This is a genomic window from Bacillus sp. ok061, assembly GCF_900108285.1.
GTDB classification, from domain to species: Bacteria; Bacillota; Bacilli; order Bacillales; family Bacillaceae_G; genus Bacillus_A; species Bacillus_A thuringiensis_S.
The window spans coordinates 17,063-30,046 of record NZ_FNUW01000046.1; the positions used below are offsets into that span (position 1 = coordinate 17,063).

Here is a 12,984-nt window from a genome sequence, read left to right on the forward strand (position 1 = left end):
TGCTACGAAATATCAGTAGCACCTTCTTTTTTATTTAATTAATGTTTTACATATTCTAAGCTTTCTTTTGCGATATACGCTTCAGTTACAGTAGGATTATCTGAAATAACTTTAATCCACGCTTTTCCATTTATTATTTCTTCACCAGTAACTGTGACAACTGCATTTGTATTTAAACGATACAGTCGCTCATTTGATATGCTAGGATTCTTTTTCACTTCCACGTTATTCATCACACGTGCAAGTTTGTACTTGTTGTATTCTTTTTTACCTAAATAAGAATCAAAACGGTTCATATGCCCCGCTACTTTTTTACCCCAGTTCGCATCAGATGCATATTTCGCATTTAAACCAGCAGCTTTATCACCTGTATATGTTGCTGTATAACGCCAATGTCCTGGATTTAAATATCCTTCATTCATGTATAATTTTGCTGCATGTTCAATACAATCTTCTTTTGAATTAAATGCTTCCCCGTTACCATATGGACTATCATCTGTTGCTTTTAAACCAAATAAATTATTTTTATCTTTTGCAAGAGCGCTTGTTCCATAATAACTTTCATGGATTGCTAATGAATATAAGAATAATGCATTTACATTATACTTGCTTTCTACTTCTTTAAATTTCTTTCCTAAACCAATTAATGGAGAGTCTGGCTTAATCGATTTCACATAACTATCTAGTTGTTCAGCTGTATAATTTGTTTTCGAACGTAATGATAAATAATTGAAATATTGATAGAAAGTTTCGTCTCCAAATGTTTTTCCATCTACACTATACATTTGCTGTCCTTGCTTCATGAAAGAAGGTGCCACACCATATCTAAATTCTGTATATCCAGGTGAACTTGTATTATATGTATAATATTTATGGTATAAATATCCATCTGATTTCACATAATAAGACGACTGTTTCATTTCATTTGTAGGAATTAAAGTGATTTCATTCTTCTTCACATAACCTGTCAAACCAGAAACTTGAACTTTCACACGATCTTCGCCAACTTCTAACACTTTCAATTCTGTTCCATACTGAATATACGTATATACTGTTGATAAATTCTCGTCATAAATATTAATGATGTTTTGCCCAGTTATTCTTTTCGCACTTGCAAAACCATCTTTAATCCATAAAAATTCGTTCTCGTATTTTACCGCATTCATACCTTTATTTTGAGCAGCCGTAACCGCTTCTTTATACGTATTATAGCGCTCTACTTCTTGCTCTGTTCCGTTTTCTCTTACATTTGTCACAACATATTTCTTAGTTTCTACAGGATTGCTATTTCCGTTTTTTTCAATCGTCTGAAGCATGCGATCCAACATAGCTGAAGCCATCCCTCTTGTAGCTGATAAATGTGGTCTAAATGTATTATCTTCTGGATACCCTTTAATAATTTGAGTAGCCACCATAACTTGCACATGCTCTTTATAGTTAATACTATCTTTATCAGTAAAGGTAAGCGGACTTACAGCTACTTTAATATTTTTATAGTCTAACGCTCGCTTTACCATTATCGACATTTCTTCACGTGTAATCACATCATTTGGTGAGAATGTCTCGTTCGTACGACCATTAATAATTTTCGCTCCATATGCTCTACTTACACCATCATATAAACCGTAAGTCTTCGGCACATCCTCGAAATTCGAATCAGCTTTCGGTAAATTTAAAGCCCTTGCTATGAATGTAGCAAACTCTGCTCTTGTTACTAATTTATCAGGCGCATATACATTGTCTCCATACCCCATTAAAACTCCTTTAGTAATAAGTGAACGCATATGCGTCTCAAACATATGTCCTGTAATATCATCATTTGCTGCATAACTTGAAATAGGAGTTAAAAGTAATGATCCCGTTAATGCCACTGCTGTTATACCTTTTGAAAAAGTCTTCAAGGTTATCCTCCTCGTAATCTACGAATTTATTATCACAAATTTGATTATATAATAATCACAATCATTTTAGCATAATAAATAGGAATTAAAATAAAACGTTTTTTAATTAGAATTTTCATTACATTCAAAACAAAACAAAAGACACTTTACTTTTTTAATAAAGTGCCTTTTTCCATATGATCAATGAGTTTCTTTGTTGCCTGTTTGCCTTGCAACCGAAGCTCATCTATTGTCAATTGTAACTCTTGCTGCACAGTTCCTTGTTGCATTAATTGCTTTTTCGCAATTTCATATAAATATTCAGCACTCCATTCGCCATCCACACTCCCTATAACTGGCTGATTCACTTGACTTAAAAACGAATCAATTTTCGGATCGTATGAAATCCCGACCATTGGAGTTTTGGCTACAGCAGAAAAAACAAGTGCATGAAGACGCATACCAATTAGTAATGAACATTGTGATAAAATGAATATTTTCTCGTCGATATCCATTTTATATGGAAGCATATACGTCTCTTCTCCCATTAAGTCTACTACTTCACGCGAAGCTTTTTGATCAAATGGCTCATGCATTGGAACAAATAAAATTTGGTATCCTTCTTGCTTTAATTTTTTTAATGCCGCAGCTAATTTTTTTATATAATCTTCTTTTGCATTCCAATAACGCACACTAACCGCGACTACTTTTCCATGTATCGAATGCTTTTGCAACCAATCCGATTGTTTTGTCCGTTTCCATGTTAAAACAGGGTCTGGAACAATTTCAATATCGTTTTTTATGCCAAGTTCTTTTAAATATAAAAACGAGTCCTCATCTCGAACTGATACATAGGAAGCTTTTGACAAGTTCCATTTTACTAATAGACGATTATATCCTTTTGTAATTGGACCTATTCCTTGTGAATAAATATAATATGGCTTTTTTAATAATCGAGCGAGTCCCATAATACCCGTATAATATAGAATACTCTTCGTACTTGTCTGATCTTGAAGAAGGCTCCCGCCACCGCTAATAACTCCATCACTGTTTTTGATTGCATGATAAACAGCTTTTATATTCCAGCGATCTACCGATTCTACACCATACCTTTCCTTTGTATATTTAGAATCATTTGATAGTACTACTAGTTCTATATCCGGGTTCTCTTTACTTAACGATTCAATAATTGATTGTAGAATCGCCTCGTCTCCAACATTATAAAAACCATAATATCCTGATAAGACTAAACGCACCCTAAATCTCCTCCAAAACTAGGTAACCGTTTATTTCATCTAACATAAACTGGTACCCATTCCTCACCTAAACACTTAATACCCTGCATAGTTTCCTCTTTATCAGCTCATATGAATTTTAATAAAAAATTAAATTTCTATATTTATCTTTTCAAAAATGGTATTTTTTTTATTGATATCCATTTTAATTTCAAAGCACATACACCATACAAAATGGCTGTAATACTTAATGCTATACCACTGAATAATAACGTCATAATTCTTGAAGATGTAACATCTATCACATTACATAGTTCATACAATCCTAGTCCGAAAATACATGCTATTGCTAGCACACCGAAAAAGCTTTTGAAATGAATAGAATAGGCAATATAGCTTCGAATATACAAATGATTTACAATACAAATCAATACGTAAGTAATTAATGTACTATACGCCGCTCCATCTATGCCAAACTTCTGCACTAACATAATGTTTAACACGACTTTCACACAACTCGCGCCAATAACAATCCATGCAGCTTGTGCAGAACGATTAATCCCCTGTAAAACACCTATTGATAATACCATAACCGCAGTAAAATACGAACTGCCAATCATAACTGTTAACATACTACTGCCTTTTACGTCTGTGAACAATCCGACATTTAACGGTACTGTTAATGCCATCAACCATATTGTTAATGGTGCTGTCAAAACATGCGCTAGTCGATTTGTATTTTGAATTGTTATTTTCGCCAAATTTATATCTCTTTTGGCCAATGCGGAAGTTAAGAGTGGTATTAACGGAAATACAATTGCACTTGCAAAAATAACAATTATTTGCGTGAATGCAAAACCGCGACTGTATATTCCAAATTGTTCTTGAATTTCTGTTGATGATCCTTGTAATACATGCGGTATTGTAAGCGAGTCTACTAAATTTAAAAGTGGCATTGATAAAGCTCCGATAGCGATTGGGATCGATACCCGCAATATCTTTTTGCCGTTTTCTCTTAAATCTCGGAGCGAATAGGAATTGCTTTTATTGTAGTATGGACTTCTATTATATTTTATACGCAAATATATAAGCGAACTAATGACTCCAAGAAAAGAGCCAACCATTGCACCACTAGTAATAACAGTATTGCTCTTATCCCACGATACTAGTATGTAAGCAATTATTAACATAAAAAACACACGTACAAATTGCTCAATGACTTGTGATACCCCTGTTGGTTTCATATCACCGAAACCTTGAAAATATCCTCTATACACCGCCATGTATGGCGCAATGAGTAATGCTAATGAAGTAATAAGCAACGGCATTCTAGTTTCTTGTCCACCGAGCATATTTGCAATTTCAATAGAAAATAATACAATGACTAAACAACCGAAAACGCCAAATGCTATCCCTATAATTGACGCTGATTTAAATAATTTCGCAATTTCCTTTTGCTTATTTTTTTCGTTCAACTCTGCAATTAGTTTCGAAATTGCAAGTGGAACTCCGGCTACCGATAGTGTAAGAGCAATCATATATACAGGAAAAACAAGGCGGAAAATACCGAGCACTTCATCTCCTGCAATATTTTGTAATGGAATTTGAAAAAAACTACCAAGCAATTTCGACAAAAAAGTTGTAATGGTTAAAATTGCTGCTCCTTTTACAAATGTTTTATTCATATTTTTTCTCTTTTCTTTTATACATATACTCTCAAACATATTGTTTTAAACGATAGGGATTCACTTTATCCCATTGGTTATCATAACAAATTTATTATAGGTTGAATACTTGGTTTTTTTTTCAAAATAGAAAAGAGAACCCATTTAAGCCTGTCTCTTCACAATATTTTTTCTAATTCCTTCCATTATATATGTACACACTATAACTGTTTCTGTTACGCCAAAAGAGCCCTTCCTCTCTATCACTGCGATACATATTACTAAAAACATTATAAGAATATCCCACAACTCTACATTATAATTTATGTAAGATTGTGAGATATTCTAATTACCATCTAAACACTTAAGATTTTCAATTGCTCTTTCTGTTCATCGCTTGCCATTACTACGATTGTTTTTTCAATACTCGGATGTACTTGCTCAAGCTTTACACTTGCTCCTACTTTACTTGATTGCTCAACAAAATTTAATAATGCCATAGCTCCTGATACATCCATATAGCGCACATCTTTCATACGTAAAACAACCGGTGACTTCACATCTTGTAAAGTAGAGAAAATACGATCTACTGATAGGAAAGAGAGCGGTCCTTGAATTGTGTACGTTTCTTCTTTTTCTTTTACGATAGAAGTTTTACGTTCTTTACATTTCACCATATATATGATGAACGAAAGAATAATACCGAATGCAACAGCAATCATTAAATCGAACTTCACCGTTACAATCATCGTTACGAGCATAACAACGACATCACCTTTAGGAGCGACATGCATCTTTTTCATGCTTCCCCAATCGAACATTCCAATACCAGTTAAAATTAAAATACCTGATAATACAGCAAGTGGAATATATTGTACGACCGAACCAAGACCCATAATAAAAATAAATAAGATAACACTATGCATACATGCCGAAAGTGCCGTTTTACCGCCACTTCTTATATTAACGATAGACCTTACAGTCGCACCTGCACCTGCTAATCCGCCAAACAATCCGCTCATCATATTACCGATACCTTGTCCGACCAGTTCTTTATTACTTTTATGACGTGTACCTGTCACATTATCCATTACGACCGATGTTAACAACGAGTCAATCGATCCTAATAAAGCAATACTAAGCGCTGGCAAAATAAGTGCTGCTATTCCTGTTCCACTTAAAGATGGAATATGAAGCGTAGGCATCGCTTCTGGAATGGTTCCAATCTTTTCAATTACTTTATTTAGTGAAAGATTTCCGATAATCGGTAACTTTACTGTAAGTCCTTCGAGTAGAGAAGAAAATAAAGGAAGCAAAGCTGTCACACCGACTAGTGCTACTAAACTAGACGGAATCGCCTTAATCCATTTACCAGAAACAATCATTACAATAATCGTTAACACAACAAGTAAAAAACTATTTTGTACGTGCTTTATTTCGCCTAAAATAATGATTAATGCAATACCATTCATAAATCCCGAAACGACAGGATACGGAATATATCGAACGTAAGAACCGAGCTTACATACACCGAATAAAATTTGAAATAACCCTGCCATCATAAAGGCAATAAAACTTGCCTCTAACCCGTGCGTCGCAATAACTCCTGTTGCAATAACGGTAATTGGTCCAGTTGGCCCCGTTACTTGCCCAGGTGTCCCGCCAAATAACGCTGCGAATAAACCTGCAAAAATTGCACCATACAATCCAACAAGCGCTCCCTCAGACGTTCCTGTCGCGGCAATACCAAATGCAATCGCAAGTGGTAACGCAACAATCGCAACAGTAAATCCTGCTAAACATTCCTTTGCTATTTTTTGAAACATAAAAAAACCACCTTTGTATAAAGTCCATGTTCCATTGTACACCTAAAAAGATACATTCGTTAGCTCACTTTTTACATTCTCGTGACGTAAACGGATTTAATGAAAAGTTTCTCCCTTATCTTTGGAAACAATTGCAACTATGCTATAATGAACAAATTAAATCTTTTACTATATACTTGGAGGCACTATGCTAACTTTTGAACAAAAATTATCGATTATTGAATCTTTCCCAGAACTAGAAAGAAAGAACGTATCATTAAAACGTGTAAACTTCCACTTTGAAGAAAGTCGTTTAGATAAAAAGAACGTTGTATTTCATTTACACCCAAATGGAAATGGATTTGTGTATGCAAGCGGTATTAAAGGTTACAAAACGGATGATAAAGGTATGGTTAACATCCGTGAGTTTTCAGCAGAAGAATTACGTTCAGTAATTGAGAAATCAATTGACCTTCTATCACAAGAAGAAGTAGTAGCACCTGTAAAACCTGCGAAAGAAGAAGAATGGCAGAACGAAGATGGTCATATTCTTACTCTTATTTCAGAGGATGACATGTGGAACGTGTACGCTGGTGTAAACTTAGACGGTACATTCAACTCTTATCCAGAAGCTGCGGAATACCTTGATGAAGAAGGCTTTTCACGCAAATAAAAATAGAAAGTGGGTATCCCCCACTTTCTATTTTTTTGTCCCTTTCAACGACTCCCTCAGCACAAACTTCTGCAACTTCCCGCTCGCATTACGCGGAAGTTCATCTACAAATAAATAATGACGCGGACGCTTATAATCTGCTAATTCGTCACTTTCTTTGCAATACGTTTCTAAATCTGCTTCTGTTATTGTTTCATCTTTCTTCACAATAACTGCCACCACACGCTCTCCCCATAATTCATCTGGCTCACCAAGTACCGCCACATCTAATATACCGGGATGACTATGAAGGAAATCTTCAATTTCACGAGGGTAAATATTTACACCACCGCTAATTACCATATCATCAACGCGATCTGCAACGAATAAATAACCATCTTTATCGAAGTATCCTAAATCACCAGAATGATACCATCCTTTATACATCGATTTTTTATTTGCCTCTTCGCGATTATGATAGCCAGACATCATAGTTGGGCCACGTAAAATAATTTCTCCCACCTCATAAGGAGGTAATACATCATCTGGTTCTGCTGGTGCCTCCTCGTTCGGTTTCACAATACGAACTTCATGGCTAAAGCATGGCGTGCCTGCTGAACCAGCTTTCGTAATTTGATCCTCCTCTACGAGAAACGCAACAACTGGTCCCATTTCTGTCATTCCGTATATTTGAACAAGGTCAATATAAAGACGTTCTTTACATTCCTTCACTAATGCCGGCGCCATTGCCGCTCCGCCATATATACCAATTTTCATTGAAGTTAAATCATACTGAGTTAAATCTTTTTGCAACAACATATTCCACATCGTCGGTGCTGCAAAGAACGTCGTAATCTTTTCTTCTTGAATCGTATGTAATACTGTTTCTGTATCAAAATGATGCAAAATGACATTCTTCCCGCCAACTTGAATGCGTGGTATGATTCCGGCATTTAATTCACCACAGTGATATAAAGGCGCAACAACAAGCCCCACACTATCTCTATTATATTTTAGGAAATACGTACAAATCATACTATGCTCAGTCATTTCACGATGACGATGTAACACACCTTTCGGATGACCTGTCGTACCGCTCGTATAAAGCATAGAACAAAAGTCCATTTCATCAATTTCGATATTTACTTTCTCAGAAGATGCTGCATTCACTTTTTCATGGTAGGAACTTGCATAGGAAGGTTTATCGTTTTCTATAGACCAAAAAGATGTATTTGGAAAATCTCGTTCAATGATAGCAACAGTTGACTCAACTGCTTTTTCAAAGACAACGACTTTCGAGGATGCGTCCTGAAGAATATAAGATACTTCTTTCGCCTTTAAACGAAAGTTAATCGGGTTAAAAATCGCACCAATTTTCGCACAAGCTAAGTAAACGTTTACAAATTCATGGCAGTTATATAAGTAAACAGATACCGTATCTCCCTTTCTTACTCCGTCTTCTAATAAAGCGTGTGCCGTTTTATTTATTTGTTCGTCCCACTGTTTATATGTCCAGCGAATATTTTTTTCAGGTTCCACTAACGCCTCTTTATTCGGATACTTACCAACAGATAAATCAAAAATTCTCCCTATCGTCATGTACATGCCAACAATTTCCCCCTTTTCTCTTTCATAAATCTATCATTTCGTCCATAAGTAGACATTGTCCTTCAATGTTTTGACTAATTTTTCTGATTATTATCGACATAGTTTTACAACACGTGCAAACCGTTGGTACATGAAATTATATTGGCGATTTTTCAAATATATCGAACGCAATTCAATTTATAGCAGCGATTTTTCGAATATATCGCCTTACCGACAAAAGCTGACAATATAAAAAAGAGAGTGTTCCGATTTGGAACACTCTCCTTCTTATACAAATAGCTCTTCTAAAATTTTCAGTTTATCTTCTGTATATTTTACAAAGCCATCGTTATATGATTTTGGATCTTTCGGATTTGCGAAGTGCGTAATTGCCCCCGTCTTCGGATGAACAAATTTACTTGATGCACCGCAACCAAGTCCGATAATTGATTGTACTTCTTCCATAATGACAATGTTGTAAATACTTTCTTGCGTCGGCATTGCATAGCCAACGTTCTCTAAGTTACCTAAAATATTCTTTTGACGATATAGGTAGTATGGTACGTAATTATGCTTTTGCGTCCACTCTTCTGCTTCGTGCATCATCGCTGTAATCTCTTCGCGACCTGCTACTTTATATTTACGTTTGTTTTGTGTCATTTCAGAAGCACGTTTAAATGATAACGTATGAACTGTTAATGATTCTGGCATTAACTTTTCTGTTTCATCTAACGTATGCTTGAAGATATCTAACCCTTCACCAGGAAGACCAATAATTAAGTCCATATTAATATTGTTCATTCCCATTTCACGAGCTAAATGGTATTTCTCAATTGTTTCTTCTACAGTATGGTGACGTCCAATTGCTTTTAGTGTCTCTTGATGATATGACTGCGGATTAATACTAATACGGTCAATGTTCCATTTATTTAACACTTCTAGCTTTGCTGGCGTGATTGTATCTGGACGACCTGCCTCAACTGTTACTTCACGTACATTTTTCACGTCTGGGAACGCTTCGTACATTTCTTCATACAGCATATCCATCTCTTCTGCTGTAATACTTGTAGGTGTACCGCCGCCATAATAAATCGTCGTAACTTTCACACCTTTTTCTTTTAAAAACTTACCAATTTCACGAACTTCATAATGTAAACCACCTAAGAACGAATCAACAGATCCTTGGCGTCCATTAATCGCATAAGCCGGGAATGTACAGTATGCACATTTCGTTGGGCAGAACGGAATACCGATATAAATACTTACTTCTTCTTTCAAACGGTATAAATCCGGAACAACTGCTAATTGGCAATCAACAATGCGCTGAAGAAGTTCAATTTTCTCTTCATGAATTAAATAACTTTCACGAAGTTCTTGATGCGCTTCTTCTTTTGACATACCATTTTGAAGCATTTTATGAAGAAGTTTCGTCGGACGTACTCCCGTTAAAATACCCCAGCTTTGTTCAAGTCCAGTTAACTGCTGAAGAACAGAAAGATATACATAAGAAACAACGTGCTTCACTTGCTTCATACGCTCTTTTTCATCTGTGAAAGCAGATAAATCTTTCGAGAATGTTTCTTCATACACATTTCCTGTGCTAACATCCGTTAATCGAGCGGATGCTTTCACATTATCCTCAATGTGTATATCAACGATCAGATTCGCTTCCTCTTGTTCAAATCCAATCGTACTATCTTCAAAAAATAAGCCGCCAATATTTTGTAGCGGACGTAAAAAACGATCATCTTGTAACGTTTTAATTGAAATTAACACATTATCACCTTTTCATTTGCAAACTCTCTTTAGTTTACTTGAAGGGCGTTTACAGGTCAATACAGAAGGTTTTACCTGTTTCTCTTACAGTTTTTCAAATAATTCTTTTTATGAATATCGCTCATGTATATAGACATCGTGATTTTCTCTTGTTAAAATTTATTAGTACAAAAAATCGTTACATATCGAAAATGCAATATATAAAGGAGGAATGTTAACACTAGATTCCATAATCTAATGTGTTAAAAAAAATATGAAAAAGAAATTTTATAGTGTTTTAACTCTCTCTCTTGCATTACAAACTGTTCTTGCACCTACTTATTCATTTGCAGAGAGTGCTGAAAAATCCGCTGAAGTATATACGGAAGATCAAGTTTTTAAAAGTATTAAAGAGCATGTTAATGAGCATAGTACTCATGAAGAAGATATCGAGGTTACTGGCCAATTCCTACTATACACTTCAAAAAAACATTCATTATATACCGCGAATGATTTAAAAAACAAATCGAATATCGAGATTACAGAACAAGTTGTAACGGCGACAAAGAAAAAGGGAAATGCTTACTACATAACGACACCAACTGGCGCTGGATGGATAGATAACAATGATAATAGCTTAGAAGTCCAAGAGATTCATAAACTATCTAATCAAAAATTAATCGTAAAAGAAGAAGCTTCCATACATGCCCTTCCGTTCCAATCGTTTAAAGAAGAAGGGAAACTGCAGCCACAAGTCATTACTCCTACTGAACAAGCTGGAAATTGGTTTAAAGTCCAAATAAATGAAACAGCAAAATGGATTTATGCACCTTCTTCTACATTTGAAGGTACAAAAGCTTCATTATTAAAAAACAGTCGTTCTGCTAAAAATAGTTTATTGAGAGCGCCAGAATCTCTACAAACAAACAATATTTATGGCGTTACATTTAAAGAAATGATTGTCCCAAAAGGAAATGACGATATTCGCCCTGGCTACCCGATGGTACCTAAATATATTACGATTCACGAAACGGCTAATACAGCGAAAGGTGCTAATGCTCTAAATCATGCAAAATTCTTAGATAATCAAGCACGCGGAACAGCTGATCGCGCCGCATCTTGGCATTTCACAGTAGATGATAAAGAAATTTATCAACATCTTCCAGTAAATGAAGTTGGATGGCATGCTGGAAATAAAACTGGAAACTATGAATCTATCGGAATTGAAATTGCCGTTAATCAAGATGGAAACTATGAAAAAGCGGTAGAAAATGCCCGTAAATTGGCAGCTTATTTAATGAACGACTTAAATATTTCTCTAGATAAGGTCCAAAAACATCAATTTTGGTCAGGAAAAAACTGCCCTGCGTTTATGATTCAACGCGGACAATGGGATGCTTTCTTAAAAGGAACTGAAACATATTATAAGGAAAACCAAAAAAATCCCGTAACTGATGACATTACAGGTGGATGGTATGAACAAGACATTCGTCAATTAGCAGCTAGAGGCATTATGCAAGGAGAAGGGAACGGCAAGTACTTCCCAGAACGTCTTGTAACGCGTGCTGAATTTGCTACATTAATTACTCGTGCTTTACAATTACCAAGTGGAAATGCTAATTTCACAGACCTAGAACAAGTACACCCATCTTTAAGAGACGGTATTAATCGTGCAGCAAGCGCAGGCATAATCCGCGGACGTGGTGATAATACATTTGATCCAAATACTACAATTACACGCGAAGAAGCTGTTATTATGATCGATCGTTCTCTAAAACACGCTGGTATTTTTGCAAAACAAGTTGAACTACCATTCGTAGACCAAAACTTAATTTACGCTAAAGAAGAAGTACAAAGAGTGTATGGATTTGGAATTGTAAAAGGTAATGAATTTAATCAATTCGTACCAAAAGGACCATCACAACGTGCACACGCAGCTGCATTTATAAACAGAATGCTTAGCGTAATTGAAGCTTAAAATATTTATCATTTATATAGATATTTTCATTTCATCTGTATTCACTTAAAAAGGCATCAGAGATTATACAATCTCTGATGCCTTTTTTCAGGCTGTGGAGAAAGTCTTCTCCACAGCCTGTTTTTGTGTCTGAACCTCTTTTTATGTGTCAACACTGATAAAAAGAGGTAAAGGAGAGATTTTTTATGATGGGTGCTTTAAAAAATCATCGTGATGAACGTGTATCTGTTTCTGTAGAAGAGTTGGTTCCACAAGATCATTTCCTTCGTGCGATCGAAGCGACAATTAGTTTTGATTTTATTGAAGAGAAGTTACGCCCTTATTACTGTGAAAACAATGGACGTCCGTCAATCCATCCTATCGTTTTATTTAAAATGATGTTTATTGGATATTTTTACGGTATTCGTTCGGAGCGTCAATTGGAAAAA

At 35.4% G+C, this 12,984-nt stretch carries 9 protein-coding genes; 3 read left to right on the plus strand and 6 right to left on the minus strand.

Annotated elements, in window-relative coordinates; translation table 11 throughout:
* Window positions 1-38: 38 nt before the first annotated feature.
* The 4 genes from C4S65_RS31785 to C4S65_RS31800 form a co-directional block, all read right to left on the minus strand.
* Window positions 39-1,901 (minus strand): S-layer homology domain-containing protein, encoded by a 1,863-nt coding sequence (locus tag C4S65_RS31785; RefSeq protein WP_098838756.1) that lies wholly within the window; start codon window positions 1,899-1,901, stop codon window positions 39-41.
* A gap of 146 nt (window positions 1,902-2,047) precedes the next feature.
* Window positions 2,048-3,136: a polysaccharide pyruvyl transferase CsaB gene (gene csaB / locus C4S65_RS31790; RefSeq protein ID WP_061667407.1), complete on the minus strand. Its 1,089-nt coding sequence runs from the start codon at window positions 3,134-3,136 to the stop codon at window positions 2,048-2,050.
* A gap of 143 nt (window positions 3,137-3,279) precedes the next feature.
* Window positions 3,280-4,800 carry a polysaccharide biosynthesis protein gene (locus tag C4S65_RS31795; protein WP_001044002.1) on the minus strand — a complete coding sequence of 507 codons (1,521 nt, stop codon included), beginning with the start codon at window positions 4,798-4,800 and terminating at the stop codon, window positions 3,280-3,282.
* Window positions 4,801-5,135: 335 nt separating this feature from the next.
* A complete protein-coding gene (locus C4S65_RS31800; RefSeq protein WP_061667408.1) occupies window positions 5,136-6,605 on the minus strand; it encodes a SulP family inorganic anion transporter in 1,470 nt (489 codons plus the stop codon).
* Between the two features lie 187 nt (window positions 6,606-6,792).
* Here C4S65_RS31800 and C4S65_RS31805 point away from each other — a divergent pair, with 187 nt between their 5' ends.
* Complete coding sequence (locus C4S65_RS31805) at window positions 6,793-7,257, plus strand: hypothetical protein (protein WP_098285342.1); 465 nt, start codon at window positions 6,793-6,795, stop codon at window positions 7,255-7,257.
* A gap of 27 nt (window positions 7,258-7,284) precedes the next feature.
* Here C4S65_RS31805 and C4S65_RS31810 read toward each other — a convergent pair whose 3' ends face one another.
* Both C4S65_RS31810 and C4S65_RS31815 read right to left on the minus strand, forming a co-directional pair.
* Complete coding sequence (locus C4S65_RS31810) at window positions 7,285-8,841, minus strand: fatty acid--CoA ligase (protein ID WP_061667410.1); 1,557 nt, start codon at window positions 8,839-8,841, stop codon at window positions 7,285-7,287.
* A 270-nt stretch (window positions 8,842-9,111) separates the two neighbouring features.
* Window positions 9,112-10,599, minus strand: a complete 1,488-nt coding sequence (locus tag C4S65_RS31815) for a coproporphyrinogen III oxidase (RefSeq protein WP_000908777.1) — start codon at window positions 10,597-10,599, stop codon at window positions 9,112-9,114.
* Window positions 10,600-10,852: 253 nt separating this feature from the next.
* Here C4S65_RS31815 and C4S65_RS34135 point away from each other — a divergent pair, with 253 nt between their 5' ends.
* Window positions 10,853-12,556: an S-layer homology domain-containing protein gene (locus tag C4S65_RS34135; RefSeq protein ID WP_141526969.1), complete on the plus strand. Its 1,704-nt coding sequence runs from the start codon at window positions 10,853-10,855 to the stop codon at window positions 12,554-12,556.
* 185 nt (window positions 12,557-12,741) lie between these two features.
* The coding region (locus C4S65_RS31825; RefSeq protein WP_142391538.1) for a transposase at window positions 12,742-12,984 on the plus strand (243 nt) is incomplete at its 3' end.

Coding starts and splice junctions, on each gene's coding strand:
- C4S65_RS31795 (WP_001044002.1), bottom strand. CDS start 4,800: ATGAATAAAACATTTGTAAAAGGAGCAGCAATTTTAACCATTACAACT.
- C4S65_RS31800 (WP_061667408.1), bottom strand. CDS start 6,605: ATGTTTCAAAAAATAGCAAAGGAATGTTTAGCAGGATTTACTGTTGCG.
- C4S65_RS31805 (WP_098285342.1), top strand. CDS start 6,793: ATGCTAACTTTTGAACAAAAATTATCGATTATTGAATCTTTCCCAGAA.
- C4S65_RS31810 (WP_061667410.1), bottom strand. CDS start 8,841: ATGTACATGACGATAGGGAGAATTTTTGATTTATCTGTTGGTAAGTAT.
- C4S65_RS34135 (WP_141526969.1), top strand. CDS start 10,853: ATGAAAAAGAAATTTTATAGTGTTTTAACTCTCTCTCTTGCATTACAA.